Annotated in this window: 25 protein-coding genes; 8 read left to right on the top strand and 17 right to left on the bottom strand. The window is 71.4% G+C overall.

The window, feature by feature from the left end:
• Positions 1-9 precede the first annotated feature (9 nt).
• From OG867_RS17000 to OG867_RS16960, 9 genes are all read right to left on the bottom strand, one after another.
• Positions 10-1,530, bottom strand: coding sequence for an MFS transporter (locus tag OG867_RS17000; protein ID WP_328900984.1), 1,521 nt, complete (start codon positions 1,528-1,530; stop codon positions 10-12).
• A gap of 45 nt (positions 1,531-1,575) precedes the next feature.
• Positions 1,576-2,742, bottom strand: coding sequence for a MalY/PatB family protein (locus tag OG867_RS16995; protein WP_406286321.1), 1,167 nt, complete (start codon positions 2,740-2,742; stop codon positions 1,576-1,578).
• Positions 2,743-2,836: 94 nt separating this feature from the next.
• Positions 2,837-3,859 (bottom strand): class II fructose-bisphosphate aldolase, encoded by a 1,023-nt coding sequence (gene fbaA / locus OG867_RS16990; protein WP_406286318.1) that lies wholly within the window; start codon positions 3,857-3,859, stop codon positions 2,837-2,839.
• Between the two features lie 199 nt (positions 3,860-4,058).
• Positions 4,059-4,598: an orotate phosphoribosyltransferase gene (pyrE, locus tag OG867_RS16985; RefSeq protein ID WP_018102092.1), complete on the bottom strand. Its 540-nt coding sequence runs from the start codon at positions 4,596-4,598 to the stop codon at positions 4,059-4,061.
• Between the two features lie 35 nt (positions 4,599-4,633).
• Positions 4,634-5,431, bottom strand: coding sequence for an aldose 1-epimerase (locus OG867_RS16980; RefSeq protein WP_328900987.1), 798 nt, complete (start codon positions 5,429-5,431; stop codon positions 4,634-4,636).
• A 21-nt stretch (positions 5,432-5,452) separates the two neighbouring features.
• Positions 5,453-6,625 carry an SRPBCC domain-containing protein gene (locus OG867_RS16975; protein ID WP_406290994.1) on the bottom strand — a complete coding sequence of 391 codons (1,173 nt, stop codon included), beginning with the start codon at positions 6,623-6,625 and terminating at the stop codon, positions 5,453-5,455.
• 118 nt (positions 6,626-6,743) lie between these two features.
• Entirely contained in the window at positions 6,744-8,342 is a 1,599-nt protein-coding gene (locus tag OG867_RS16970) for a polyamine aminopropyltransferase (RefSeq protein WP_406286314.1), read from the bottom strand.
• Between the two features lie 84 nt (positions 8,343-8,426).
• Complete coding sequence (locus OG867_RS16965) at positions 8,427-8,948, bottom strand: DUF2617 family protein (RefSeq protein WP_018102088.1); 522 nt, start codon at positions 8,946-8,948, stop codon at positions 8,427-8,429.
• A gap of 338 nt (positions 8,949-9,286) precedes the next feature.
• Positions 9,287-9,622, bottom strand: coding sequence for a hypothetical protein (locus OG867_RS16960; protein WP_406286311.1), 336 nt, complete (start codon positions 9,620-9,622; stop codon positions 9,287-9,289).
• Between the two features lie 117 nt (positions 9,623-9,739).
• On the opposite strand from OG867_RS16960, the gene OG867_RS16955 reads away from it, so the two are divergent.
• Positions 9,740-10,918 (top strand): pyridoxal phosphate-dependent aminotransferase, encoded by a 1,179-nt coding sequence (locus OG867_RS16955; protein ID WP_406286309.1) that lies wholly within the window; start codon positions 9,740-9,742, stop codon positions 10,916-10,918.
• A 61-nt stretch (positions 10,919-10,979) separates the two neighbouring features.
• Here OG867_RS16955 and OG867_RS16950 read toward each other — a convergent pair whose 3' ends face one another.
• Both OG867_RS16950 and clpB read right to left on the bottom strand, forming a co-directional pair.
• On the bottom strand, positions 10,980-11,540 hold the full coding sequence (locus OG867_RS16950) for a YbjN domain-containing protein (RefSeq protein WP_328900991.1): 561 nt from the start codon (positions 11,538-11,540) through the stop codon (positions 10,980-10,982).
• Between the two features lie 169 nt (positions 11,541-11,709).
• Positions 11,710-14,304 carry an ATP-dependent chaperone ClpB gene (clpB, locus tag OG867_RS16945; RefSeq protein ID WP_406286305.1) on the bottom strand — a complete coding sequence of 865 codons (2,595 nt, stop codon included), beginning with the start codon at positions 14,302-14,304 and terminating at the stop codon, positions 11,710-11,712.
• Positions 14,305-14,531: 227 nt separating this feature from the next.
• On the opposite strand from clpB, the gene OG867_RS16940 reads away from it, so the two are divergent.
• Entirely contained in the window at positions 14,532-14,936 is a 405-nt protein-coding gene (locus tag OG867_RS16940) for a pyridoxamine 5'-phosphate oxidase family protein (RefSeq protein ID WP_406286303.1), read from the top strand.
• 105 nt (positions 14,937-15,041) lie between these two features.
• Here the strand turns inward: OG867_RS16940 and OG867_RS16935 are convergent, their stop codons facing one another.
• The gene (locus OG867_RS16935) at positions 15,042-15,362 is read right to left on the bottom strand and encodes a (2Fe-2S)-binding protein (protein WP_328900994.1); all 321 of its coding nucleotides are present in this window, start codon (positions 15,360-15,362) and stop codon (positions 15,042-15,044) included.
• The gene (locus tag OG867_RS16930) at positions 15,359-15,547 is read right to left on the bottom strand and encodes a hypothetical protein (protein WP_406286300.1); all 189 of its coding nucleotides are present in this window, start codon (positions 15,545-15,547) and stop codon (positions 15,359-15,361) included. The genes OG867_RS16935 and OG867_RS16930 overlap by 4 nt, the downstream gene beginning before the upstream one ends.
• A 146-nt stretch (positions 15,548-15,693) precedes the next feature.
• On the opposite strand from OG867_RS16930, the gene OG867_RS16925 reads away from it, so the two are divergent.
• The 5 genes from OG867_RS16925 (at position 15,694) to OG867_RS16905 (ending at position 20,785) form a co-directional block, all read left to right on the top strand.
• Positions 15,694-16,662, top strand: a complete 969-nt coding sequence (locus OG867_RS16925) for a helix-turn-helix transcriptional regulator (RefSeq protein ID WP_328900996.1) — start codon at positions 15,694-15,696, stop codon at positions 16,660-16,662.
• Positions 16,663-16,846: 184 nt separating this feature from the next.
• Entirely contained in the window at positions 16,847-17,839 is a 993-nt protein-coding gene (locus tag OG867_RS16920; RefSeq protein WP_406286297.1) for a LuxR C-terminal-related transcriptional regulator, read from the top strand.
• Positions 17,836-18,807, top strand: a complete 972-nt coding sequence (locus OG867_RS16915; protein WP_328900998.1) for a LuxR C-terminal-related transcriptional regulator — start codon at positions 17,836-17,838, stop codon at positions 18,805-18,807. Before OG867_RS16920 ends, OG867_RS16915 begins: the two co-directional genes overlap by 4 nt.
• Positions 18,804-19,772: a LuxR C-terminal-related transcriptional regulator gene (locus OG867_RS16910; RefSeq protein ID WP_328900999.1), complete on the top strand. Its 969-nt coding sequence runs from the start codon at positions 18,804-18,806 to the stop codon at positions 19,770-19,772. Before OG867_RS16915 ends, OG867_RS16910 begins: the two co-directional genes overlap by 4 nt.
• Positions 19,769-20,785: a LuxR C-terminal-related transcriptional regulator gene (locus OG867_RS16905; RefSeq protein ID WP_328901000.1), complete on the top strand. Its 1,017-nt coding sequence runs from the start codon at positions 19,769-19,771 to the stop codon at positions 20,783-20,785. Before OG867_RS16910 ends, OG867_RS16905 begins: the two co-directional genes overlap by 4 nt.
• 19 nt (positions 20,786-20,804) lie before the next feature.
• On the opposite strand, the gene OG867_RS16900 is transcribed toward OG867_RS16905, so the two are convergent.
• From OG867_RS16900 to dnaK, 4 genes are all read right to left on the bottom strand, one after another.
• Complete coding sequence (locus OG867_RS16900) at positions 20,805-21,251, bottom strand: heat shock protein transcriptional repressor HspR (RefSeq protein WP_328901001.1); 447 nt, start codon at positions 21,249-21,251, stop codon at positions 20,805-20,807.
• 1 nt (position 21,252) lies between these two features.
• Entirely contained in the window at positions 21,253-22,440 is a 1,188-nt protein-coding gene (dnaJ, locus tag OG867_RS16895) for a molecular chaperone DnaJ (RefSeq protein WP_328901002.1), read from the bottom strand.
• Positions 22,441-22,572: 132 nt separating this feature from the next.
• A complete protein-coding gene (grpE, locus tag OG867_RS16890) occupies positions 22,573-23,223 on the bottom strand; it encodes a nucleotide exchange factor GrpE (protein WP_328901003.1) in 651 nt (216 codons plus the stop codon).
• Complete coding sequence (gene dnaK / locus OG867_RS16885) at positions 23,220-25,079, bottom strand: molecular chaperone DnaK (RefSeq protein ID WP_328901004.1); 1,860 nt, start codon at positions 25,077-25,079, stop codon at positions 23,220-23,222. Before dnaK ends, grpE begins: the two co-directional genes overlap by 4 nt.
• A gap of 254 nt (positions 25,080-25,333) precedes the next feature.
• On the opposite strand from dnaK, the gene OG867_RS16880 reads away from it, so the two are divergent.
• On the top strand, positions 25,334-25,951 hold the full coding sequence (locus OG867_RS16880; RefSeq protein ID WP_406286292.1) for a sugar transferase: 618 nt from the start codon (positions 25,334-25,336) through the stop codon (positions 25,949-25,951).
• The last annotated feature ends 27 nt before the right edge of the window (positions 25,952-25,978 follow it).

Genomic DNA, 25,978 nt, shown 5'->3' with positions numbered 1-25,978 from the left:
CGGCCCCCGTCAGCCGGTGGTGTCCGGCCGGGCGGCCTCCGGCGCGGGCTCCAGCGGCGGGCTCGTGACGCCGCAGTGCACCGCGCACTCGGGCCGCGCGGTGTCGTCCACGGGGGCGGGTGTGCGTACGGTCGCCCAGGCGATCAACGCGCCGAGCACCAGCAGTCCGGCGCACATCGGCATCGCCCGCCGGAACGTCGCGGCGAACTCCCCGGCGTCCCGGTACGCCTCCGGCCCCATGCCGGCGAGCAGCGGCAACGCGGCCACCGCGATGAGGCCGGCGGCGCGGGCGGCGGCGTTGTTGATGCCGCTGGCGAGCCCGGCCCGGCCCGTGTCCACGGAAGCCAGGACGGTCGCGGTGAGGGGGGCCACGACGGTGACAAGACCGACGCCCAGGACGGCCACGGCGGGCAGTACGTCGGTCAGGTACCCGGTGACGGAGTTCGAGCCCGGCCCCACGCGCAGCATCAGCAGCATGCCGGCGGCGGCGGTCAGCGGTCCGACGGTGAGCGGGATACGCGGGCCGATGCGCTGGCCCAGCTCGCCCGAGGCGGCCGAGAACAGCAGCATCAGGAGGGTGGTCGGCAGCAGCGCGGTGCCGGCGCCCAGCGCCGAGTAGCCGGCGACGACCTGAAGCTGGATCGCGGAGAGGAAGAAGTAGCCGCCGAGCGCCGCGTACACGCACAGGGTGACTACGTTGACGGCGGTGAACTGACGGGACGCGAACACCGACGGCGGCAGCATCGGATGGGCCCGCCGCCGTTCGAGCTGGACGAAGGCGGCACCGAGGAGCACCCCGCCCACCGCCGACCCGATCACGGCCGGGGAAGCGCCCTGCGCCGGTGCGGCGATCAGCGCGTACGTCACCAGTGCGAGCGCGAGGGCGCCGAGGGCCGCCCCGGCGACGTCGAAACGCCCCTGCGCGTTCGGGTCCCGGGACTCCGGTACGTGGCGCAGCGCGACGGGCACGCAGACGGCGGCGAGCGGCAGGTTGAGCAGGAACACCCAGCGCCAGCCCGGCCCGTCGACCAGCCAGCCGCCCAGGAACGGCCCCACGGCGGCGCCGACCCCGCCGAACCCGGACCACAGCCCGACCGCGCGGGCCCGGTCGTCGGGATGGAAGCTCGCCTGGATCAGGGCCAGCGAGCCGGGCGTCAGCAGCGCTCCGCCGACTCCTTGGAGGGCGCGGGCGGCGATGAGCACGGGGGCGTTCGGCGCGAGGCCGCAGACCAGCGAGGCGGCGGCGAACCAGATGACGCCGACCACGAAGACCCGCCTCCGCCCGTAGCGGTCGCCGAGCGCCCCGCCGAGCAGGATCAGCCCTGCGAGGGTCAGCATGTAGGCGTTGACGGTCCACTGGAGCGCGGCCAGGTCGGTGCCCAGGTCGTCGCCGATGCGGGGCAGGGCGACGTTGATGACGGTGGAGTCGAGCATGGCCATGCTCGACCCGAGCACCGTCGTCAGGACGACCCAGCGCCCAGCGGCGGAGGCCACCCGGATCGCGGGCCCGTCCGCCTCGCTCTTCTCCATGGCCTCAGCATCGTCGGCACCCGGCCGAAGGGCCACCGGGAGCCCTCAGCCGGCGACCCGTACCGCCTCGATACCCCGGATCAGCGCATCGAGCCCCGCCTCGACCTTGCTCCGCGCGCACCCCACGTTCAGCCGCACGAAGCCCTCGGCCCCGTACGTGCTGCCGGGCATCACCGCGACGCGCTCCCGCTCGATCAGCACGCGCTGCAACGCCTCGTCGTCCTGGACACCCGCGCGCCGCAGATCGATCCAGGCCAGGTACCCGGCCTGCGGCGGCTCCCACGCGAGCTCGGGGAACGCGGTGTTCAGCCGCTCGGCGACCAGGGCCAGGTTCTCCACGACGTACGCACGCACCGCGTCCAGCCACGGCCCGCCCTCCCGGTACGCGGCGATGTGCGCGGTCAGCGAGAGCACCGCCGGTGAGGCGAGGCCCTCCGCCGTCTCCATCCGGCGCAGATACTCGGTCCGGTCCTCCGGCCGCCCGATGAGGCCGTACGAACCGGTCAGCGCCGGGAAGTTGAACGACTTCGAGGCCGAGGTGATGACCGCCCAGCGCGCGTCGCCTCCCACCCGGCTCCACGGCAGGTGCGGGCGTCCGTCGTGCACGAAGTCCGCGTGGATCTCATCGCTGATCACGGCCACACCGTGGCGAGCGGCGAGCTCGGCCATCCCGGCGAGCTCCGCCTCCGTCCACACCCGCCCGGACGGATTGTGCGGGGAGCAGACCAGGAGGACCTTGCTGTCCGGCCGCGCGAGCTCCCGCTCCAGCGCGTCCGCGTCCCCCAGCGGCACGCCCCGCAGCTCCCGCCCGAGTCCGTGGACCGCCTTGCGGAAGCCGTCGTACGTGGGCGTGTGCAGGACCACGCCGTCGCCCTCGGCCGTCCACATCTGGAGCAGCTGCGAGAGCTGGCTGAGGACGGACGGCCCGTACACCAGGCTCCCGGTGTCGATGGTGGTGCCGTACCGCGTCGCGTACCAGTGGGCGATGGCCGGCCGGAAGTCGCCCAGCCGCCAGTCCGTGTAGCCGAGCACGCCGTGTTCGAGCCGGGCCCGCAGGGCGGCCAGCACCTCGGGGGCGGTCTCGAAGTCCATGTCGGAGATGGTGAACGGCAGCAGCCCGTCCACCCCGAAGCGGTCCGCGACCCCGTCCCACTGGACGCACCAGGTTCCGCGGCGGTCGATCACGGTGTCGAAGTCGTAGGACGTACTCACAGCTGTTCCCTCGGGTCGTGCGTGACGGGGCCGGACATGCCGTGGGCCCGGCACCCCGAGGGGTGCCGGGCCCACGGCACACATCCGTACCGGATTACTTCAGCTTGGTGCCGGTGGAGCGCAGGTTGGCGCACGCCTCCGTGACGCGCTCGGCCATGCCACCCTCGGCGGCCTTGCCCCAGCTGCGCGGGTCGTAGAACTTCTTGTTGCCGACCTCGCCGTCGACCTTCAGCACACCGTCGTAGTTGCGGAACATGTGGTCCACGATCGGGCGGGTGAAAGCGTACTGGGTGTCGGTGTCGAGGTTCATCTTCACGACGCCGTTCTCCAGCGCGGTGGCGATCTCCTCGGCCGTGGAGCCGGAGCCGCCGTGGAAGACGAAGTCGAACGGCGACGTCTTGCCGTACTTGGCGCCGGCACCCTCCTGGAGGTCCTTGAGGAGCTCCGGGCGCAGGACGACGTTGCCCGGCTTGTAGACACCGTGCACGTTGCCGAACGAGGCGGCCAGCAGGTAGCGGCCCTTCTCGCCCAGACCCAGCGCCTCGGCGGTGCGCAGCGCGTCGTCCACGGTCGTGTAGAGCTCGTCGTTGATCTCGTGGGTGACGCCGTCCTCCTCGCCACCGGTCGGGGTGATCTCGACCTCAAGGATGATCTTGGCGGCGGCGGCCTTGGCCAGCAGCTCCTGGCCGATGGCCAGGTTGTCGGCCAGCGTCTCGGCCGAGCCGTCCCACATGTGCGACTGGAACAGCGGGTTCAGACCCTTGGCGACGCGCTCCGCGGAGACGTCGATCAGCGGACGGACGTACGTGTCCAGCTTGTCCTTGGGGCAGTGGTCGGTGTGCAGCGCGACGGTGATGTCGTACTTGGCGGCGACGATGTGCGCGAACTCGGCGAGGGCAACGGCGCCCGTGACCATGTCCTTGTTGTACTGGCCGCCCAGGAACTCCGCGCCGCCGGTCGAGATCTGCACGATGCCGTCGCTCTCGGCCTCCGCGAAGCCGCGCAGGGCGGCGTGCAGGGTCTGGGTCGACGTCACGTTGATGGCCGGGTAGGCGAACTTGCCTGCCTTCGCCCGGTCAAGCATCTCGGCGTATGCCTCGGGGGTTGCGATGGGCATCTGTCCGCTCCTTGGGATGTGCGGGTGTGCGTGCTGGGTCCCTGACCTGGGGGCGACGTCATCGTCGCCCCCATCTTCCCAGACTCTGGTTCCGGCTCCACCCGGCGGTGCCTCCCAGCCCGGGCGGTCCTGCGCGCAGACGTACGACGAAGGCGGTCGGTTTCACGTGAAACCGACCGCCTTCGGGCAAACTGCCAGCTCAGGCGAGGTCGAGGTCCGGAACCGTGTACACGTGGACGTACGGAAGGCCCGCCTCGGCGATGGCCGGGGCGGCACCGCGCTCCACGATCACGGCCACGGCGACGACCTCGCCACCGGCCTCGCGCACGGCCTCGACGGCGGTCAGCGGCGAGCCGCCGGTGGTCGAGGTGTCCTCGACCACGAGGCAGCGACGGCCCTTCACGTCCGCGCCCTCGATCCGGCGCTGCATCCCGTGCGCCTTCTGCGCCTTGCGGACCACGAAGGCGTCCAGCTCCTGGCCACGGGCCGCGGAGGCGTGCAGCATCGACGTGGCGACGGGGTCGGCGCCGAGCGTCAGCCCGCCCACGCAGTCGTAGTCCAGCTCGGCCGTCGCGTCGAGCATGACCTGACCGACCATCGGGGCGGCCTTGCCGTCCAGCGTGATGCGGCGCAGATCGATGTACCAGTCGGCCTCCAGGCCGGAGGAGAGCGTCACCTTGCCGTGAACCACGGCCTTGTCCTTGATCTGCTGGAGCAGCTCAGCACGTACGTCAGTCATGGCTACGAGGATAAGGCGCGCGATTTCCGCGGCGCTCAGAGCCGGCGCCAACTCCAGGTGGTGGCGATCTCCAGCGGGTCGACCGGGGTGACATAGCGCGGGTCGGTGTTCAGCCCGTTCGGCGGGCCCGACTGCGGCTCCACGCAGACCGCCTCGTCCTGCTCGTCGTAGATCACGACCCACTCGGACCGGCTCTTCACCGTCAGCTCCAGCCGCTCCGGCCAGGTGAGGGTGACATCGACACCGTCCGGCATACCGAAGCAGTCGTCCCACGGGCCGGGCAGGGGCGGAATCCGGCGGCCGGTCGGCAGGTGGTTCTCGCCGCGCTCCTCCTGCCAGGCGGCGTCGAAGTCGATACGGACCTCCTCGCCGGTGTCGAGGCGGCGGCGGAACCACGGGTGCCAGCCCGCCTGGGCCGGGAAGGAGTCCCCGTACGTCTCGATGCCGAAGGCCAACGTGAGGGAGTCCTCGGCCAGTTCGAAGGTCTGCGTCACCCGGCCCGGGTACGGCCACGGGTCGGCCAGGTCGTAGTAGAACGACGCCTGGGTCCCGCTCTCCAGGGCGGTGTGCCACGCCGTGTCGCGGCCCGTGCCGTGGATGGCGTGCGGCGGAGCGGTCAGCGGCAGCTGGTGGAGGACGCCGCCGTCGCGGAACTGCCCGTTCTCGGTCCGCCCGCACCACGGCACCATCGGGAAGCAGCCGTACCGCTCCCCCTGCCGCAGCAGTTCGGTACCGCCGATCCGCAGGCTGCTGATCCGACAGCCGTTGGCGGGGTTCACGGTCAACTCTGTGTCGCCGACGGAGAGCCGGACGTCCTTCTCGCTACTGCTCACGGGACGAGCCTACTGGCGCCACTACCTCCGGCGCCGCAACGCCCGGCTGACGACCACCGCCGAGGCGAGGGCCAGCGCGGCCGCCGGGGCGACCCAGCGCAGCGTCGCGCCCGCGCCGCCCGAGTCCGGCGTGGGCACGGGGGCGTACCGGCCGCGCGGCGGGGCGTGGTCGACCTCCTCCGCGCTGCGCCCGATCATGGTGCGCCGGGCGTGCGCGGCCTCGGACGGAGGCCCGTCCGGCACGGTGAACTCGATTCCGGCGACCGGGTCCAGCGACGACGGCGGGATGGGCGCGTCGAACAGCGACTCCCCGTCCTGCGACGGCTCCTCGTCCTGCTCCCCGTCCTTTCCCCCGTCCTGCTCCGCGCCCCGCTCCCCCGGCTGCTCCGCGCCCGGCGCCTCGTCGGGGGCGGCCTCGTGCGTCGGCAGCGACTCGTCGGCGCCGCTCAGGGGCCCGGAGGCGCTGAGCGGGGAGCCGGCTGAGGGCTCGGGGCCGGTCTGGTCCGCCTCCTCGGCGGCCTCTTCGAGCGCCTTCTCCACGGCCTCCCCGACGGCCAGCTCATCGGCGGTGACCTCGGCAGCGCCCGGCGTCTCCGGCCTACTGGCAGAAGCCTCGTCGGTGGAGGCCGTGGCGCCCGAGGCCCCGTCGCCCGAAGCGCCGCTCCCCGCAGTCCCGCTCTCCGCAGTCCCCGCGCTGCCGGCACCCGCCGCCCCGCCGCCCCATGCCTCGTCGGCCGCGCCCTCGCTTTGGGCGGCCAGCGACTCCGTCACGAGCTGCTGGGCGAACCGGTCCAGCAGGCGGTGGGCCGTCGACAGCGCCGCCGCCGGCTCCAGGCCCCGCAGGCGGCCGTCACCGCTCGCGCCGCCCTCGAAGGAGATCGACGTGCCCTCGTCGCCCTCCGTCAGCCGAAGGGTCAGGGACAGCTTCGCCGAGCCGCCGCCCCGGGCCTCCGCGCCCTCGCCCTCCACCAGGACGGCGTGCACGGAGTCCACATCCGGGTCGCCCGGCAACGGCGTGAGGCGCAGCGTGCCCCGGTACGTGATGGTGTGGCCGCCCGCCCGGATTCTGAGCCGGCCCGCCAGGGGGCCCGCCGACGCGTCGGCGTCCTGCTGGAACCCCGGTACACAGCGGGCGACCCGGACGGGGTCACCCAGCGTCCGCCGCAGGGCCGGGACCGGAACCGGAACGAACACCTCATGCTCCATGGTGAACGAGCCTACTCAGCCCCGGCCGTCCCGTCAGCGCTTCCGCATCCACGACCGCCCCGCACCCCGGCACCTCGCTCGCCCGGCACCGCACGCCCGCCGCACCTCACCGCTCCTCCCAGTAGCGCGGGTGCACCAGCGTCGACGGCGCGAGGCCGGACAGCCGCCCGGCCTCCGCCCCGCGCCCCGCGTCCAGCAGCCCCGGCACGCTCAGGGAGCGCAGCGCGGGTGCGTCCGGGGCCAGGCCGAGCGTGGGTGTCGCCGCCGTCCTGGCCAGCAGGAACCCCCAGCCGCCGGCCCCGTCCGTGCCGCCCTCGGCCCGATCGGGGCCGGCCGCGAAGCCCGATCGGCGCCCGCTGATCCGATAGGGGCGCGGACGCAGCCCGGCGGCCCGCATGGAGGCGTCGACCGTCCAGAAGGTGCGCGGCCGGACGACGGCCGGTCCCGCGTGCACAGCGAGCCGTCCGTCCGGTGCGAGGGCCTCGGCGACCAGGCCGTAGAACTCCGCCGAGTAGAGCTTCGTGGCGGCGGAGATCCCGGGGCCGGGGAGGTCGGAGATCACCACGTCGTAGCGGCCGCGGGCGGTCCGCAGCCAGGCGAACGCGTCGCCGGTCACCGTGGTCACGCGGGGGTCGTCCAGCGCGTGCGCGTTCAGCGCGGAGAGCGCGGGGTCCGTACGGGCCAGTCGGGTGACGGCCGGGTCCAGCTCGACCAGGGTCACGCTCCGCACGTCCGGATAGCGCAGCACCTCCCGCGCCGCCAGCCCGTCCCCGCCACCCAGGATCAGGACCCGGGCGCGCGCCCCGTTCATCGCCGGGTGCACCAGCGCCTCGTGGTAGCGGTACTCGTCGCGGGAGCTGACCCGCAGCCGCCCGTCCAGATAGAGGTCCAGGGAGCTGCGGCCGGCCCCGGTCAGCACGACCTCCTGCACATCGGTCTGGACAGCGACCCGCACCTGGTCCCCGTACACCGCGCGCCGCGCCGCCCGCTCGAAGTCGTCGGCCAGCAGCGCGGCCGTGGCCAGCACCGCGATCACCATGACATTGGCGGCGATCAGCAGCCGTCGAGCCCTGGGGGTCAGGTCCCGCCGGAACACCCACAGCACCAGCGCCCCGCCCGCCGCCGCGTTCACCGCGCCGGTCAGCAGCGCGCCGGTGAGCTGGCCGAGCATGGGCAGCAGCAGGAACGGGAAGGCGAGGCCGCCGACGAGCGCGCCCACGTAGTCCGCCGCGAACAGGTCGGCGACGGCCCCGCCCGCGTCCTGCCGGTCCACCCGCTGGATCAGCGTCATCAGCAGGGGGATCTCCGCGCCGATCAGGATGCCGATCGTCAGCGAGAACCCGACCAGCGCGTACCGCGATTCGCCGAACCAGGCGAACGACGCGTAGAGCACCAGCGCCGAGAAGCCGCCCACCAGGGCGAGCGCCGCCTCGATCAGCCCGAAGCCCACCGCCGCCCGGTTGCGTAAACGTTTCGCGAGCAGCGAGCCGATCCCCATCGCGAACACCATCACGGAGAGCACGACGGACGCCTGGGTGACCGAGTCGCCGATCAAGTAGGAGGCCAGCGCCACCAGTTCGAGTTCGTACACCAGTCCGCAGGCGGCACAGACGAAGACGGCGGCCAGCACGAGATACCGACCGGTCCTCGGCCGGACGGGAAGCCGCGCCGCGCCCCCTCGCAGCGACACCTGCTGGTCGATCATGCCGCGAACGCTACGTCACCGATCGCTCGCCGCTTGTCACCCACAAGGGTGTAAGTGGCGCACCCGAGGCGCGGCAGGTGTGCGTCACAGCGCCACCGCGGGCACCCGCACGCCCACCCGGGTCCGCGTCACGACGAGTTGGCCCTCCTGCGGGTACGCGTGCCAGGTGCGCCACCGCACCTGGCCCTCGGTCCGCTGGGCGAGCATGGCCGTGAAGGCGTGCGGGCTGCCCGGAAACGTTCCGGCCAGACCGTGCGGGTGGTCGGAGACGAGCGCCAGCAGCTCCTGCGCGCGCCCGGCGAAGGAGCCCGCGCTCAGCGTCTCGACGCGGGCCGCGAACTCGTACTCCCAGCCACCGATCCGCTTGGCGACGCCCAGCGGCAGCGGGGTGCTGCTGCCGGGCATACAGGCGACGGTCTCGGAACAGCTGCCCTGTTCCTCCTCCAGAAGCACCTGGTGGGAGGCGCCGAGCAGCCGCAGCTGCAGGGTGGCGCCGGCGAGTTCGAGGTCGAGGACGGCCAGCGCGGGGAGCGGCTCGCGCCCCAGCGCCCAGGCCAGATCGGCGGCACGGGTATCGGAATAGGCCGTATGAAGGGTCGTGAGCATGGGTCGGCTCCGCAAACACGCGTGGACACATGGACAGGGGACGCCCCCGCGTCGTACGCGTGGGAGGTGGGAAGCGCCCGATCAGGTCCAACTGGGGTCCGAGGGCTGAATGTTCTCTCCAACGAGGGAATCACGAACTACGCCGCACTCACAGCGTTTTTGCCCAACTTGCCGGGGTTTCCATCCCCCTCGGGGGGCCTTCCGCTCACCTGTTCACCGCAGACCCATGAGAGGCCCCAACAAAAAGGAACCCGGCGGGACTTGGCGCGTGCATCGCGCGTCCCGCCGGGCCTCAGGGCGTGTCAGCGGACACGCCCTCGCGGACCAACTGCCCCGTGTCAGCTGCCTCCGCCGCATCCGCCTCCGCCGCCGCAGGAGGAACCCCCGCCGCACGAGGACCCCCCGCCGCAGGAGTGGCCGCCCGAGTGCCCACCGCCGCCGGAGTGCCCGCCGCCGGAGTGCCCGCCACCGCTCCCGCAGGACGAGCCGCCGTCGCTGTCCCCGGCCCACCAGCTGCCCCCCGCGGCCGAGCCGCCCGCCGTACCGCGCCGCCGGCTGCGCGCCGGCGCACGCCCCCGCCCGCCGGCCCCCGCCACCATCGCGACGAGGACCACGACCAGCACGACCAGAATCAAGCCGACCAGCACACCGCCCATGACCTCACGTCCTTCCATCCCCCGAAGCGAGGCCCCCCGCTCCGCGCCGTTCCGGCGTGCAGGGGAGATGCCCCCGCCGCCGGACGGCCAAAGCAGACTTGAGCAACTCCAGAGCTTGCGCGCAGGATGGCGGCCATGACACACGGACGACCGCTGCTCAACCGCCGCCTCGCCGAGTTCGGTACGACGATCTTCGCGGAGATGTCCGCGCTGGCCGTCCGCACCGGAGCCATCAATCTCGGCCAGGGCTTCCCGGACACCGACGGCCCCGAGGAGATCCGCGAGGCCGCGGTGCGTTCCCTGCGCGCCGGGCAGGGAAACCAGTACCCGCCCGGCCCCGGCGTTCCCGAGCTGCGCACCGCGATCACCGGCCACCAGCAGCGGCGCTACGGCCTGGCGTACGACCCCGACACGGAGGTGCTGGTCACCGCGGGTGCCACCGAGGCCATCGCCGCCTCGCTCCTGGCGCTCCTGGAGCCCGGCGACGAGGTCATCGCGCTGGAGCCGTACTACGACTCGTACGCCGCCTGCATCGCGATGGCGGGCGCGACGCGCGTTCCCGTCACGCTGCGTCCTGACACCTCCGCCGGCACCTATCGGCTGGATCTGGACGAACTGCGCGCGGCGGTCACGCGCCGTACCCGGCTGCTGCTGATCAACACCCCGCACAACCCGACCGGCACCGTCCTCAGCCGCGAGGAACTGGGCGCCATCGCCGAGCTGGCCTGCGAGCACGATCTGCTCGTCGTCACCGATGAGGTCTACGAGCACCTGGTCTTCGAGGGCGAACACCTGCCGCTGGCCGGCTTCCCCGGCATGCGCGAGCGCACGGTCACCATTTCGTCAGCCGGCAAGACATTCTCGTACACGGGTTGGAAGATCGGCTGGGTCACCGGCAGCGCCGAGTTGGTGACGGCGGTGCGCTCGGCGAAGCAGTACCTGACGTACGTCTCCGGCGGCCCCCTCCAGTACGCCGTCGCCGAGGCGCTGCGGCTGCCCGACAGCTTCTACGAGGAGCTGCGCGCGGACCTGCGCGCCAAGCGGGACCTGCTGTGCGCGGGCCTCGCCGAGGCCGGGTTCGCGGTCTACCGGCCGGCCGGCACGTACTTCGTCACCACCGACATCCGCCCGCTCGACGCCGCCGGCGACGGCATCGCGTTCTGCCGGGCGCTGCCGGAACGCTGCGGAGTGGTGGCGGTCCCCAACGCCGTCTTCTACGACCACCGCGACCAGGGCGCCCCCTTCGTCCGCTTCACGTTCTGCAAACGTACGGACGTGCTCCAGGAGGCCGTTTCCCGGCTGAAGCGGCTCTGATACAGGAAGAGGCCCGGCGCGGGTTCCCCCGTCCGGGCCTCTTCCTGCGTGCTGGGAGGACTCAGGCGTCCGGAGCGGACTGCTCCGTGCCGTCCTCGGCCTTCTGCTCGGCCGGGGCCAGGCCCAGGCGCTCCAGCAGCCACTTGTCGAACTCGATGGAGGCGCGCACCCAGCTGACCGTCGAGGAGACGAAGTGCTCCAGGGAGACGCCGGTGCCGATGAGCATCTGCGCCTCACCGATCAGGCGGACGGAGGGGCCGCCCTCCTCGCCCTCCTCGGGCTCGTGGGTGTGCGTGTAGACCTTGGGCCACAGGGTGCGGCGGTTCCAGTCGTCGATCGCGTCGAGGAGGACCGGGCGCTGGTCCGTGTCGTGCGGGCGGTCGTAGAACGTACGGACCGAGAAGACCTGCTGCTCGCCCTCGCCGCGGAACATGAAGTACGTGCGGAATTCCTCCCACGGCGCGGCGAGGTCGCCCTCGTCGTCGACGACGTACTTCAGCTCCATCTGGTCCAGGAGCTGCTTGACGAGGTCCTGGTCAGGGACGACGGGGCCCTCCGGTCCTGCCGCCTGCGGTTCGGGCTGGCCCCCGAAGTTAGGAATCGAGGACGGATCGATGCTCACCGTAATTTCCCTTCGTGCGGTTGGCTGCCATCCTCTCTTATGCCGGGCGGGGCGTGGCAAGCCCGGAAGGCCCCGATCCGCCACAAGCTGATATTCAGCCGGTGAGGAACGGGGCCGGGACGTTCCGGTTACGCCGTACGGGTTCCGCTTACGGCGTCGGCGGCCGCTCTCAGCTCGCTGCTCCGACGATCAGGCCGTCCTCGACACGGTCCACGCGGACCGTGTCGCCGTCCCTGATCTCGCCCGCCAGGATCTCCTTCGCGAGCCGGTCCCCGATCGCCGTCTGGATGAGGCGGCGCAGCGGCCGGGCGCCGTACGCCGGGTCGTTGCCCTCCTCGGCCAGCCAGGCCAGGGCCTCAGGGGTGACGTCCAGGGTGAGCCGCCGGTCGGCCAGGCGCTTGGCGAGCCGGTCGATCTGGAGGCCCGCGATGTGCGTCAGTTCGTCGCCGGACAGGGCGGAGAAGACCACCAGGTCGTCCAGCCGGTTCAGGAACTCCGGCTTGAAGGAGGCCCGGACGATCTCCAGAACCTGGCGCTTCTTCTCTTCCGGTTTGGTCAGGGGATCGGTCAGGAACTGGCTGCCGAGGTTGGACGTCAGGATCAGGATGGTGTTCCGGAAGTCCACCGTCCGGCCCTGTCCGTCGGTGAGCCGGCCGTCGTCCAGGACCTGGAGCAGGATGTCGAAGACCTCGGGGTGGGCCTTCTCGACCTCGTCCAGCAGGACGACGGTGTACGGACGGCGGCGGACCGCCTCCGTGAGCTGGCCGCCCTCCTCGTAGCCGACGTAACCGGGCGGGGCACCGACCAGCCGGGCGACGCTGTGCTTCTCGCTGTACTCGCTCATGTCGATGCGGACCATGGCCCGCTCGTCGTCGAAGAGGAAGTCCGCGAGGGCCTTCGCCAGCTCGGTCTTGCCGACCCCGGTCGGGCCGAGGAACAGGAACGAGCCGGTGGGGCGGTCGGGGTCGGCGATGCCGGCGCGGGTGCGGCGTACCGCGTCCGAGACGGCCTGCACGGCCTCGGTCTGTCCGATCAGGCGCCTGCCCAGCTCCGACTCCATGCGCAGCAGCTTCTGCGTCTCGCCCTCCAGGAGGCGGCCGGCCGGGATACCGGTCCAGGCGCCCACGACATCGGCGATGTCGTCCGGCCCGACCTCTTCCTTGACCAGGGTCTCCTTGGGCTCGCGGGCGGCCTCCTGCTCGGCCTCGTCGGCCTCGGCCAGCTCGCGTTCCAGGCCGGGGATCTCCCCGTACAGCAGCTTCGACGCGGTGTCGAAGTCACCGTCGCGCTGGGCGCGTTCGGCCTGGCCGCGCAGGTCGTCCAGGCGTTCCTTCAGCTCACCGACCCGGTTGAGGCCCTGCTTCTCCTTCTCCCAGCGGGCGTTGAGGCCGCGCAGCTCCTCCTCCTTGTCGGCGAGGTCGCGGCGCAGCTTCTCCAGGCGCTGCTTGGAGGCGGCGTCGGTCTCGTTCCTGAGGGCCAGCTCCTCCATGTGCAGCCGGTCGACGGAGCGCTGGAGCTCATCGATCTCGACGGGCGAGGAGTCGATCTCCATGCGCAGCCGGGAGGCCGCCTCGTCCACGAGGTCGATGGCCTTGTCGGGCAGGAAGCGGGAGGTGATGTAGCGGTCGGACAGGGTCGCCGCGGCGACCAGGGACGCGTCGGCGATCTGGACCTTGTGGTGGGCCTCGTAACGCCCCTTGAGGCCGCGGAGGATCGCGATGGTGTCCTCGACGGACGGCTCGGCGACCAGCACCTGCTGGAAGCGGCGCTCCAGGGCGGGGTCCTTCTCGATCCGCTCGCGGTACTCGTCCAGCGTGGTCGCGCCGACCATCCGCAGCTCGCCGCGGGCCAGCATCGGCTTGAGCATGTTGCCCGCGTCCATCGCGGAGTCGCCGCCGGCGCCCGCGCCCACCACGGTGTGCAGCTCGTCGATGAACGTGATGATCCGGCCGTCGCTCTCCTTGATCTCGGAGAGGACGGTCTTCAGGCGCTCCTCGAACTCGCCGCGGTACTTCGCGCCCGCCACCATGGCGCCCAGGTCGAGCGAGACGAGCCGTTTGTCCTTGAGGGATTCGGGAACGTCGCCCTTCACGATGCGCTGGGCGAGCCCCTCGACCACGGCGGTCTTTCCGACGCCCGGTTCACCGATGAGCACCGGGTTGTTCTTGGTGCGCCGCGAGAGCACCTGGACGACGCGGCGGATCTCCTGGTCCCGGCCGATGACCGGGTCGAGCTTGCCCTCGCGCGCGGCGGCGGTGAAGTCCGTGCCGAATTTCTCCAGGGCCTTGTACTGGCCCTCCGGGTCGGGAGTGGTCACCCGGCGCCCTCCCCTGCTCTTCTCGAACGCGTCCAGCAGCCTCTTCGCACTGGCCCCCTGCCCGTCGAGGATCTCACCGGCACGGCCGCCCTTCGCGGCGATCCCGATCAGCAGGTGCTCGGTGGAGACGTAGTCGTCGCCCAGCTCCTGTGCGCGCTGCGCGGCGTCCGCGATGACGGCCAGCAGCTCGCGGTTGGGCTGGGGCGGTGCGACGGTCGACCCGGTCACGCTGGGCTGCGCGGCCAGGAGCCGTTCCGTCTCGGTGCGTACGGCGATCTGGTCGGCCTCGACGGCGGCCAGCAGATCGACCAGATTCTCGTTGTCCTCGCCCGCGAGCAGCGCGAGCAGCAGATGCCCCGGGGTCAGATCGGAGTGCCCGTCCTTCACGGCCCTGCTGGTGGCCGCGTTGATGGCGTCCCTGCTCCTGTTGGTCAGCTCGGCGTCCACGTGCGCTGTCTCCTCCTTGCGACGACTGGTCCGTTCCCCACTACTGACACGGTCAACGTGTACAAAGTTGAGTCTATTCCACTCAAGGCCGCGCGCGCCGAGGGGTGAGTGCATTCCTGAGCGCATTCCACTCAAGGCGGAACACGGTCACACCCCTCTTCCGAGTGAACCGGCCGTCGTGGGCACCCGCCACCGCAGGCCGTTCCCGCCCGCATACGCTGGGGCCCATGGCAGTCGACGTACACCAGCCGAGCCCCGAGTACCTCGCGTTCTGGCGCGAGAGCCACGTGTGCACGCTCACCACGCCCCGCCCCGACGGCACGCCGCACGTGGTCCCGGTGTGCGTGACGTACGACCCCGAGGCCGGCCTCGCCCGGGTCATCACCAACAGGCACAGCCGCAAGGCGGCCAACATCCTGGCCGCGGGCCCGGACGGCGCCCGGGTCGCGGCGTGCCAGGTGCACCGCCGCCGCTGGGCGACCCTGGAGGGCGTGGCCCGGATCAGCACGGACCCGGAGCGCGTCGCGGAGGCCGTCCGCCGCCACACGGAGCGCTACGACCGGGTGCCCTCGCCCAACCCGGACCGGGTCGTCATCGAGATCACCCTGGACCGGGCACTGGGCCGCGGCTGAGCATTCCGCCCGCCGGCACAGCACAACGGCGCCACCGTGTTCAGGTCACGGTGGCGCCGTTGTGTGGGGGAAGTGACTGAGCGACGTGGAACGACGGGGGATCGCTCAGGCACTGCGGGGGGTGGCGGCAATGGCTTCAGGTTCGAACAACTGGTGGTCACGCTGTGCGAGATTCACAAAGATCATGTCGTACCGGATGGCACAGCGCACCGGCTGCGGCGCACCCCGCGGCTTGCGCAGACACCGGTAGGCGCGGACCTCACCGTCGTCCTCGCGGGCGACGACGACCGGGTCGCCGAACAGAGTGACCATCAACGAGTCGCCACGATGCGGCAGCGCCGTGACGAGATCGATGAAATGCCACCCTGACCGGTAGGCGGTCGCCATCTCGCGCCGGAAGGTCCGGTCGTCCGGCGGGGCGGTCATGCCTCTGCGGCCTTACGTGCGGGCATGATGTCCCACGACACGTCCGCCGTCCCGAGCTTGGCCGCCGATGCGTTGTCCCAGGACACATCTCCGCCCGAACTCGAAACATCCGTCTGAGTCGCCACGGCAAACGCCGCGGCGGCAAAGGCGACGGCGAGAACCGAGCGAAGCAATTTGTTGTACATGGTCGGCTTCGTCCTCACTTGGTAGTCCCTCTCCCCCGGCTCTACCAAGACCATGTCGCAAGGGAGCACGTCCAGGCCACAGAAGCGATGCATCATGTTCCTGTACGTTCAGGACCCTGGGGGGCGGAGATTTGCTCACAACAAGCGTGAAACCTACGCATCCTCACCTCATCACGGAACTCTGCGACGAGGGGGCCCGGCTGTACGGCAGCGCCCTGGGCGCCGGCCGCATCGCCCGCTCGGAAACAGGCCCGGCGCCCTGCCTCCTGGAGTTCGGGCTTCTGCGCCCCGATCCGGACGACGCGAGTTGGCTGCGACCCGTTCCGCCGTCGGCCATACTCGCCCAGCGCCTGCAGCCCCTGGAACGCGAGATCCGTGACCGTCGACGCACGACGATCGAACTGACCGACACATTCGAGCCGTTTATGGCGATCAGCACGCAGCCTGCGGCGACCACGCACGCGATCACCGTGCTGGAAGGACTTCAGGCGATCAACGCGACGCTGGACGTCGCCACCGCCCAGTGCACCAAGGAAATCCTGACGATCCAGCCGGGCGGGGTCCGGAATCCCGACGTGCTCACCCAGTCGCTGGAGCGCGTGGCGGGCCCTCTCAGCCGGGGCGTGCGGCTGCGGACTCTCTACCAGCACACGGCACGTCATGGCGCCGGCGTCTTCGCCTACTTGGAACGCCTCCACGCGGGAAACGTCGAAATCAGGACACTCGAAGAGCTGATCGACCGCATGATCATCTTCGACCGTTCCATGGCCGTCATACCGGCGCGCCGCGACAGGCAGGTCGCCCTCGAACTGCGCCATCCCGGACTGGTCGAGTACCTCGTCTCCGTGTTCGACCAGTTCTGGCAGCTGGCGACGCCCCTCAGCGAAGAGGCTCCGTACACTCCGCCGAACGACGGGATCACCGGCGTCCAGCGATCCATAGCGAAACTCCTGGTCGAGGGTTACGTGGACGAGGCGATCGCCCGCCGCCTGGGCATGAACGTACGCACCTGCCGCGCCCACGTCGCCAAGCTCAGCGCCGCGCTCGGCAGCACCAGTCGCGCCCAACTCGGCTATCTGATCGCCCGGTCAGGAATCCTGGACCAGGATTCCTGACCGGCCGGCCCCAAAGATCCCCACCCCCCGGGCCGGGTGGGCGTGCCACGCAATGGGGGAGAGCATGGCCACGCCCTTGATCAGCCGGGGGAGTTCCCGGCTCCCCCGACACCTCCACACTGGCCCGGGAACTAGGCTGGCACCACCGTCATCTTGCTGCACTGCCGAAAGTGGGGGGTCACGAATGGGCGGGGACGAGGGCATATCCCATCAGCCGCACGGTGATCTGGAACTGTGCGACGCCGGCATCAGGACCTACACCGAGGCGCTCAGAGTCGGCCGACTGCCCCGCTCCGCTCTCGAACCCGCTCCGTGCCTCATCGAGTTGGCCCTCGTCCATCCCGATCCCCAGGACGATGGCTGGATCCGACCCGTTCCTCCGTCCGCGGCCCTCGCCCATCTGCTCCAGCCCGTCACCCGGGAGATCCACGAGCGCATCCGGCTCTCCGCCGCCCTGGCCGACTCCCTGGCCCCCCTGGCCTCCGTCGCCAGCACCGACCCCAACCTCGCCATCACCGTCCTCGAAGGCATGCCACTGATCGAGGCCGCCATCCAGAACGCCACGGACGGCGCGCAGGACGAGATCCTCACCCTGCAGCCCAGCGGCAACCGGCCCGTGGACCAGCTCAAGAAGGCGCTGGCTCTCGCGTTGGACGTTGCCGAGCGAGGCGTGACGCTCCGCCACATCTATCAGCACCCCGCTCGCTACAGCCCGGCCATCAAGGCGTACGTGGACGACATGCCGTCGGGCTTCATCCAGGTGCGCACCATCGAGCAGACGGTCGAGCGTCTCTTCGTCTTCGACCGCACCGTCGCGTTCATCCCCGCCAGTCCACGACGCGACACCGCCCTGGAGATCCGCCACCCCGCCCTCGTGCGCTACCTGATCCAGGTCTACGAGGTGCTGTGGGCCCAGGCCAAGCCGCTGACGGCCCCGCTCCAGGCCCCCGCGCACGACACCCCGATCACCCCCACCCAACTGAGCGTCGCGCGCCTCCTCGTCGAGGGGAACACCGACCAGATCGTGGCCCGCAAACTGGCCATCAGCGTCCGCACCTGCCGCGCCCACATCGCCAAGCTGATGCACACCCTCGGCGCCACCAGCCGCACCCATCTCGGCGCGCTGCTCGTCCAATCCGGCGTCGTGGAGGGTACCGAGGAGGGCCCCGAGGAATGACCGTGCCGGTGACGACGCACCCCCACAGCGATCGGGAGCTCTGCGAAGCCGCCCTCGCCCTCTACGGAGAGGCCCTCGCCGCCGGCCGCATCGCCCGCAGCGCCGCGGAGACCGCCCCCTGCCTCACCGCGCTCGGTCTGCTCCTCCCCGACCCGCGGGACGAGGCGTGGCTGCGCCCCGTGCCGCCGTCCGCGGTCCTGGGGGAACTGCTCAGCCCCCTCAGCCGGGAGATCGACGCACGGGTCCGGCTGGCCACCGGGCTGACCCGGTCCCTGCTGCCGCTGCTCGCGGGCGCCGACGAGGACCCGAACCGTTCGATCACCGTGATCGAAGGGCACGACCGGATCAACGCGGCGCTCCGCGACGCCTCGCAGTCGGCCAGGGACGAAGTCCTCACCGCCCAGCCCGGCGGCAACCGCCTGGTCCACAACATGCGCCAGGGCCGGATGAACGCGGAGTTCGTCCTCGCCTCGGGCGGCCGGCTCCGACACCTCTACCAGCACTCGGCGCGCTACAGCCCCCGGCTCAAGGAGTACCTGGCGGAGATCCCGGCCGGCCGCCTCCAGATCCGCACCATGGAGCAGAGCGTGGGCCGCCTGATCCTCTTCGACCGGGCCGTCGCCTACCTCCCGGCCGACCCCGAGGGCCGCGCCGCCCTGGAGATCCGCCACCCCGCCCTCGTCCGCTACCTGGCCGGCATCTACGAAACGCTCTGGGCCGGAGCCACCCCCTTCACCGAGCACCTCCCCGCCACCACCCCGGGCGCCCCCGTCACCGCCGTCCAGCAGAGCATCGCCCGCCTCCTGGCCGACGGCTGCACCGACCAGGCCGCCGCCGAGAAGCTCGGCATCAGCGTCCGCACCTGCCGCGCCCACATCGCCAAGCTCATGCAGGCCCTCGGCGCCACCAGCCGCACCCACCTCGGCGCCCTCCTCATCCGCTCCGGCCTCGCGGAACCGACCCGATGACCGTGCCCACCGAACACCGTCACAGCGGGCGCGCACTGTGCGACGAAGCGGTGGGCCTGTACACGCAGGCCCTGGCCAAGGGCCGCATCGCCCAGGCCGCCGCCGGTGAGGTGCCCTGCCTCGCCGAGCACGCCCTGCTCGCCGCCGACCCCCGCGACGGCACGTGGCTGCGGCCCGTACCGCCCACGGCCGCCCTGGCGCGGCTGCTGCATCCGCTGGCCCGGGACATCCTGGATCAGGTGCGTGCCGCCGATCTCCTGGCCAGGACCCTGGACACGCTGAGCGCGCTCGCCGACGAGCCCGCGGATCTCGCCATCAGGGTCGTCGCCGGGCAGTCCGCCATCCAGGCGGCCATCGACGCCGCCCTGCGCGACGCGAGCGACGAAGTCCTCACCGTCCAGCCCGGCAGCACCCGGTCGCCGGAGATCCTCCGGGTGGCCCTGGCCAGCACGCTGCCGATCGTCAGGCGGAACGTCCGGCTGCGCCACATCTACCAGCACTCGGCGCGTTACGGTCCCGGGCTCAAGGCATACCTCGCCCAACTGCCCGGCGACCTCCTCCAGGTCCGCACCATGGAGCGCGGGATCGACCGCCTGATGATCTTCGACCGCAAGGTCGCCTACCTCCCGGCCAACCCCGACCGCAGCGCCGCCCTGGAGATCCGCCACCCCGCCCTCGTCCGCTACCTGTCGCAGCTGTACGACGTACTCTGGGCCCTCGCCACACCCTTCGGCGATCCCCTCCCCGCCGCCACCCCGGGCGCCCCCGTCACCGCGGTCCAGCAGAGCATCGCCCGCCTCCTGGCCGACGGCTGCACCGACCAGGCCGCCGCCGAGAAGCTCGGCATCAGCGTCCGCACCTGCCGCGCCCACATCGCCAAACTCATGCGCACGCTCAACGCCACCAGCCGCACCCACCTCGGCGCCCTGCTCGTCCAGTCCCGCCTCGCGGAGCCCACCCGATGACCGTGCCCACCGAACACCGCCACGGCGGAGGCGAACTGTGCGACGCGGCCATCAGCCTCTACACCCAGGCGCTCACGCAGGGCAGCATCGCCCGGTCCGCCGCCGCGCACGTACCCTGCGTCGCCGACGGCGCCCTGCTCGTCCCCGACCCCCACGACAGCCTCCGGCTGCGCCCCGTACCGCCCACCGCCGGCCTGGCGCACCTGCTGCATCCGCTCGCCCGCCAAGTCCACGACCAGGTACGCGCGATCGACCTGCTGGCGAAGTCCCTCGTCCCGCTCACCTCGACGGACCGGGAACCCATCTCCCTCACCACGCTCCACGGACAGTCGACCATCCAGGCGTCCATCAACGGCTCGGCCCGCGAGGTCCGGGACGAGATCCTGACCATCCAGCCCGGCAGCACCCGTCCCCGCGAAAAGCTCCGGATAGCGCTCTCGGGCACACTGCCCACCGCCGCGCGGGGCGTCCGGGTCCGGCACATCTACCAGCACTCCGCGCGCTACAGCACCGACCTCAGGGCGTACGTGGCCCAACTGCCCAGCGGGCTCCTGGAGGTCCGCACCGTGGAGCGGGCCATCGACCGCCTCATCATCTTCGACCGGGCCGTCGCCTACCTCCCCGCCGACCCCGAGGGCCGCGCCGCCCTGGAGATCCGCCACCCCGCCCTCGTGCACTACCTGGCCGGCATCTACGAAACGCTCTGGGCCGGAGCCACCCCCTTCACCCAGCACCTGCCCACCGCACTCCCCGGCGCCCCCGTCACCGCCGTCCAGCAGAGCATCGCCCGCCTCCTCATCGACGGCTGCACCGACCAGGCCGCCGCCGAAAAACTCGGCATCAGCGTCCGCACCTGCCGCGCCCACATCGCCAAGCTCATGCGCACGCTCAACGCCACCAGCCGCACCCACCTCGGCGCCCTCCTCATCCGCTCCGGCCTCGCGGAGGGCCCCGCCGGCCCCGTACCGCCGGAATACGCGAAACGGCCCGCCACGCCCGGAAAACCGGGGTGACGGGCCGCGTGGCGCGAGGTCAGTCCTTGGGGCGCTTGGGGCGCCAGACCACCAGGGCGCTGGTCTGCTGCACGTCCTGGTACGGGACCAGGTCGCGCCGGTACGACGCGTGGACCTGGGCCTCGCGCTGCCGCATGGCCGCCGCGGCCCCGTCCACCGCCGCCGAGAGTTCGGCGACACGCTGCTGGAGCGCCGCGACCTGGTTCTCCAGCTCGATGATGCGCTTGATGCCGGCGAGGTTGATGCCCTCGTCCTGCGACAGCTGCTGCACCGTACGCAACAGCTCGATGTCGCGGGCCGAGTAGCGCCGGCCGCGTCCGGCCGTGCGGTCGGGCGAGACCAGGCCGAGGCGGTCGTACTGGCGCAGTGTCTGCGGATGCAGGCCCGAGAGCTGGGCCGCGATCGAGATCACGTACACCGGGGACTCGTCGGTCAGTTCGTAAGGATTACGCCGTCGGCCTTCCACCTCAAGCTCCCTTCGCCGCCTGGAACAGCTCCGCCCTCGGGTCATGCCCCGCGGTCGCCTTGCGGTATGCCTCCAGCGCGTCCCTGGCCTCGGTACCGAGGTCGGTGGGAACGGTCACCTCGACGGTGACCAGGAGGTCGCCCCGGGTGCCGTCCTTGCGGACCGCGCCCTTGCCACGGGCCCGCATCGTACGCCCATTCGGCGTACCGGCCGGTAGCTTGAGGGTCACGGAGGGGCCGCCGAGCGTCGGGACCTTCACCTCGCCGCCGAGCGCCGCCTCCGTGAAGGTGACGGGCACCGTGACGGTGAGGTTGTCGCCCTTGCGGCCGAAGACCGGGTGGGCGTCGACGTGGACCCCGACGTACAGATCGCCGGCCGGTCCGCCGCGCTCGCCCGGGGCGCCCTTGCCGCGCAGCCGGATGCGCTGCCCGTCCGAGACGCCCGCCGGGATGCGCACCTGCATGGTCTTCGAGGAGCGGGCCCGGCCGCTGCCCTTGCAGACGTCGCAGGGGTCCTGGGCGATGAGGCCGCGGCCCTTGCAGTCCACGCACGGGTCGGTGAGCGAGAAGCCGCCGCCGCTGCCGCGCGAGACCTGGCCGGTGCCGACACAGGTCGGGCAGACCCTGGGCGTGCCGTTCTTGTCACCGGTGCCGGAGCACGCCTTGCAGGGCGCCTGGCTGGACATCCGGAGCGGGACCGTGGCCCCGTCGACCGCCTCGGTGAAGCTGAGCGTCACCTCGGACTCGATGTCCTGGCCGCGCCGCGGCTGCACCCTCGTACCGGCGCCGCCGCCGCGGTTGAAGAGACCGCCGAACACGTCGCCGAGGCCGCCGCCGCCGCCGAAACCGCCGGCGCCGCCCTGGCTCCCGCCCTGGGCGCCTCCGAAGAGGTCCCCCAGGTCGAAGTTGAAGTTGCCCTGGGCGCCGCCGGGCCCGGCGCGGAAGCCGCCGTTGCCGAAGAGGGCGCGCGCCTCGTCGTACTCCTTGCGCCTCTTGGCGTCACCGAGGACGTCATTCGCCTCGGAGATCTCCTTGAAGCGCTCCTCCGCCTTGTCGTCACCCTTGTTGGCGTCCGGGTGGAACTCGCGGGCGAGCTTCCGGTACGCCTTCTTGATCTCGGCGTCGGTGGCGTCCTTGGGGACGCCGAGAACCTTGTAGTAGTCCTTCTCGACGAAGTCCTTCGTACTCATCGACGTCCCTCCTTCCGGACGACCGGCCGGGAGCCCCCCGTCCGGTCGGCGCCGGGCCCGCAGGCCCTGGCACCGACCGGACGGGAGGCCCTGGTGGCCGGGCGGTGTGCTGCCAGGTGATCGGACGGAATGTCAGACCTCCTCGCCGCCACCGCTCTCCTCGTCGTCTGCCTTCTCTTCCTTCGCGGCCGCGGGAGCCGCCCCCGGCTGGGGTTCGGCGACCGCGACCCGCGCGGGGCGGATGGTGCGCTCGCCGATCCGGTACCCGGGCTGCAGGATCGCCACGCAGGTCGTCTCCGTGACGTCCGGCGCGTAGCTGTGCATCAGGGCCTCGTGGACCGTCGGGTCGAAGGGCTCGCCCTCCTTGCCGAACTGCTGGAGGCCCAGCTTCGCGACGACCGTCTCCAGCGATTCGGCCACCGACTTGAACCCGCCCACGAGCTCGCCGTGCTCCCGGGCCCGGCCGACGTCGTCCAGGACGGGCAGCAGCTCGGACAGGAGGTTCGCGACGGCGATCTCCTTGACCGTGACCCGGTCCCGCTCCACACGGCGGCGGTAGTTCTGGTACTCGGCCTGAAGCCGCTGGAGGTCGCCGGTCCGCTCGCCGAGCGCCGTGCGGACCTGGTCCAGCTGCGCGGTCAGGGCCGTGTTCTCGTTCGCGTCCCCGGCCGGGGCCGCCGCCTCCTCCTCGGAGGGGGCGGCGGCCTTCGGCTCGGCGTCGTCAGAGGTGGCGCCGGAGGGGACGTCGGGCTTCTCCTCGAAGCCCGGAGTCTCCTCGGTCACGCCGCACCGCCCTTGGAGTCCTTCTCGTCGTCCACGATCTCGGCGTCGACGACATCGTCCTGGGCGTCGCCCTGGGCCTGCTCGGCACCCGGCTGCGCGTCACCCTGCGGGCCGCCCTCGGCCTGGGTGTTGGCGTACATCGCCTGGCCCAGCTTCTGGGAGACGGCCGCGACCTTCTCGGTGGCCGTGCGGATCTCGGCGGAGTCCTCGCCCTTGAGCTTCTCCTTCAGCTCGGCGACCGCGGTCTCCACCTCCGTCTTCACGTCGGCCGGGACCTTGTCCTCGTTGTCCTTGAGGAACTTCTCCGTCTGGTAGACGAGCTGCTCGCCCTGGTTGCGCGACTCGGCGGCCTCGCGGCGGGAGTGGTCCTCCTCCGCGTACTTCTCGGCCTCCTCACGCATCCGGTTGACCTCGTCCTTCGGCAGCGAGGAGCCGCCGGTGACGGTCATCTTCTGCTCCTTGCCGGTGCCGAGGTCCTTGGCCGTCACGTGCATGATGCCGTTGGCGTCGATGTCGAAGGAGACCTCGATCTGCGGGACACCGCGCGGGGCCGGCGGCAGACCGGTCAGCTCGAACATCCCGAGCTTCTTGTTGTACGCCGCGATCTCGCGCTCGCCCTGGTAGACCTGGATCTGCACGGACGGCTGGTTGTCCTCGGCCGTCGTGAAGATCTCGGACCGCTTGGTCGGGATCGTGGTGTTGCGCTCGATGAGCTTGGTCATGATGCCGCCCTTGGTCTCGATACCGAGGGACAGCGGGGTGACGTCGAGGAGCAGGACGTCCTTGACCTCGCCCTTGAGGACACCGGCCTGGAGCGAGGCGCCGATGGCGACGACCTCGTCCGGGTTCACACCCTTGTTGGCCTCCTGGCCGCCGGTCAGCTCCTTGACGAGCTCGGCGACGGCCGGCATACGGGTCGAGCCACCGACGAGAACGACGTGGTCGATCTCGGAGAGCTGGATGCCCGCGTCCTTGATGACGTTGTGGAACGGGGTCTTGCAGCGGTCCAGGAGGTCCGCGGTGAGCTGCTGGAACTGCGAGCGCGTGAGCTTCTCGTCCAGGTGCAGCGGACCCTCGGCCGACGCCGTGATGTACGGCAGGTTGATCGTGGTCTCCGTCGAGGAGGACAGCTCGATCTTCGCCTTCTCCGCGGCCTCGCGGAGACGCTGGAGAGCCATCTTGTCCTTGGACAGGTCCACGCCGTGGCCGTTGGCGAACTGCTTCACCAGGTAGTCGACGACACGCTGGTCCCAGTCGTCACCACCGAGGTGGTTGTCACCGTTGGTGGCCTTCACCTCGACCACGCCGTCGCCGATCTCCAGGAGCGACACGTCGAAGGTGCCACCACCGAGGTCGAATACGAGGATCGTCTGATCGTCCTTGTCGAGCCCGTACGCCAGCGCGGCGGCGGTCGGCTCGTTGACGATGCGCAGGACGTTCAGGCCCGCGATCTCGCCGGCCTCCTTGGTCGCCTGGCGCTCGGAGTCGTTGAAGTACGCCGGGACGGTGATCACCGCGTCGGTGACCTTCTCGCCCAGGTAGGACTCCGCGTCGCGCTTCAGCTTCTGCAGGATGAAGGCGCTCATCTGCTGCGGGTTGAAGCTCTTGCCGTCCAGGTCGATCTTCCAGTCAGTGCCCATGTGGCGCTTGACGGAGCGGATGGTCCTGTCGACGTTGGTCACAGCCTGGCGCTTGGCGACCTCGCCGACCAGCACCTCGCCGTTCTTCGCGAAGGCGACGACGGACGGCGTGGTCCTGGCGCCCTCTGCGTTGGTGATGACGGTGGGCTCGCCGCCTTCGAGAACGCTGACGACGGAGTTAGTCGTGCCCAGGTCGATGCCGACCGCACGTGCCATTTCGATTCCTCCAACTGACTACTTGAGTGGATCTGACTCAAGGATGCACGACTCCCCTCCCGGAGTCAACAGACCTGAGTCGACCTGACTCAACTTACGTGCTCCCTATACGCGCCATCGGCGACACCTGGCGCCTCATGCGCCGCACAGCCCTCCCCCATCATGGCCGCATGGGATCGTTCTGGCACAAAATGCCGCGAGCAGCGCAAAAGTGGCATTCGATCCGCCGATTGCAGGCAGGTGCGAACGAAACGATGCGTACGCAGAAGCAGTGGGGAAGAGGACCCCGGCCGCGCCTCCGGCGCCCGCCCCGGCTCCCCCGCCCGAGCGCCAAACGCACCCTCGATCTGGTCCTCGGTTCGACCCTGCTGCTCCTCGCGTCCCCTTTGCTGGCCGCCGCCACCCTGACGCTGGCCGCACGGGGCCGCCGTGTGACGCGGCGCTCCCCGCGCATCGGCCTGCACGGCCACCCCTTCGTCCTGTACTCCCTGGACACCCGGTGGCTGAAGCTCGACGTGGTTTCGCGCCTGCACCACGTGGTACGCGGCGAGCTCTCCCTCGTCGGGCCCGCGCCGCTCGCCCCGGGCGACGCACGGAACGGCACCGGGGGCGCCCGGCACTGGCGCCAGGAGCTGAAGCCCGGGCTGACCGGTCTGGCCCAGGTACGGCACCGGTCGGCGATGCCGTGGGACGAGGCGGACCTCCTGGACCAGCACTACGCCGCGCACCAGGGGCTGCGGCTGGACCTCGCGGTCCTCGCCGAGGCCGTACGCGTACCCCTGCGCGAGGCGGCCCACACCCTGCCGCGGCCCGGCAAGGCACGCCTGAGCGACACAGATCACCGCCTGCCCGGCTACAGCACGGCGGAATAAGTGGGTAGTGTCGGCACGGACTGATTA

The organism is Streptomyces sp. NBC_00209, assembly GCF_045206345.1.
In the GTDB taxonomy this organism is placed as follows: domain Bacteria; phylum Actinomycetota; class Actinomycetes; order Streptomycetales; family Streptomycetaceae; genus Streptomyces.
This window is presented reverse-complemented; position numbering and strand designations above follow the sequence as displayed.

Bases quoted from the DNA above. Each gene is read 5' to 3' on its own strand.
- dnaK (WP_328901004.1), bottom strand. From the start codon at position 25,079: ATGGCACGTGCGGTCGGCATCGACCTGGGCACGACTAACTCCGTCGTC.
- OG867_RS16970 (WP_406286314.1), bottom strand. From the start codon at position 8,342: ATGATCGACCAGCAGGTGTCGCTGCGAGGGGGCGCGGCGCGGCTTCCC.
- OG867_RS16940 (WP_406286303.1), top strand. From the start codon at position 14,532: ATGGCAGTCGACGTACACCAGCCGAGCCCCGAGTACCTCGCGTTCTGG.
- fbaA (WP_406286318.1), bottom strand. From the start codon at position 3,859: ATGCCCATCGCAACCCCCGAGGCATACGCCGAGATGCTTGACCGGGCG.
- OG867_RS16955 (WP_406286309.1), top strand. From the start codon at position 9,740: ATGACACACGGACGACCGCTGCTCAACCGCCGCCTCGCCGAGTTCGGT.
- OG867_RS16905 (WP_328901000.1), top strand. From the start codon at position 19,769: ATGACCGTGCCCACCGAACACCGCCACGGCGGAGGCGAACTGTGCGAC.
- OG867_RS16915 (WP_328900998.1), top strand. From the start codon at position 17,836: ATGACCGTGCCGGTGACGACGCACCCCCACAGCGATCGGGAGCTCTGC.
- OG867_RS16935 (WP_328900994.1), bottom strand. From the start codon at position 15,362: ATGACCGCCCCGCCGGACGACCGGACCTTCCGGCGCGAGATGGCGACC.
- OG867_RS16910 (WP_328900999.1), top strand. From the start codon at position 18,804: ATGACCGTGCCCACCGAACACCGTCACAGCGGGCGCGCACTGTGCGAC.
- dnaJ (WP_328901002.1), bottom strand. From the start codon at position 22,440: ATGAGTACGAAGGACTTCGTCGAGAAGGACTACTACAAGGTTCTCGGC.
- OG867_RS16880 (WP_406286292.1), top strand. From the start codon at position 25,334: ATGCGTACGCAGAAGCAGTGGGGAAGAGGACCCCGGCCGCGCCTCCGG.
- pyrE (WP_018102092.1), bottom strand. From the start codon at position 4,598: ATGACTGACGTACGTGCTGAGCTGCTCCAGCAGATCAAGGACAAGGCC.
- OG867_RS16930 (WP_406286300.1), bottom strand. From the start codon at position 15,547: ATGTACAACAAATTGCTTCGCTCGGTTCTCGCCGTCGCCTTTGCCGCC.
- OG867_RS16965 (WP_018102088.1), bottom strand. From the start codon at position 8,948: ATGCTCACGACCCTTCATACGGCCTATTCCGATACCCGTGCCGCCGAT.
- OG867_RS16960 (WP_406286311.1), bottom strand. From the start codon at position 9,622: ATGGAAGGACGTGAGGTCATGGGCGGTGTGCTGGTCGGCTTGATTCTG.
- OG867_RS17000 (WP_328900984.1), bottom strand. From the start codon at position 1,530: ATGGAGAAGAGCGAGGCGGACGGGCCCGCGATCCGGGTGGCCTCCGCC.
- OG867_RS16920 (WP_406286297.1), top strand. From the start codon at position 16,847: ATGGGCGGGGACGAGGGCATATCCCATCAGCCGCACGGTGATCTGGAA.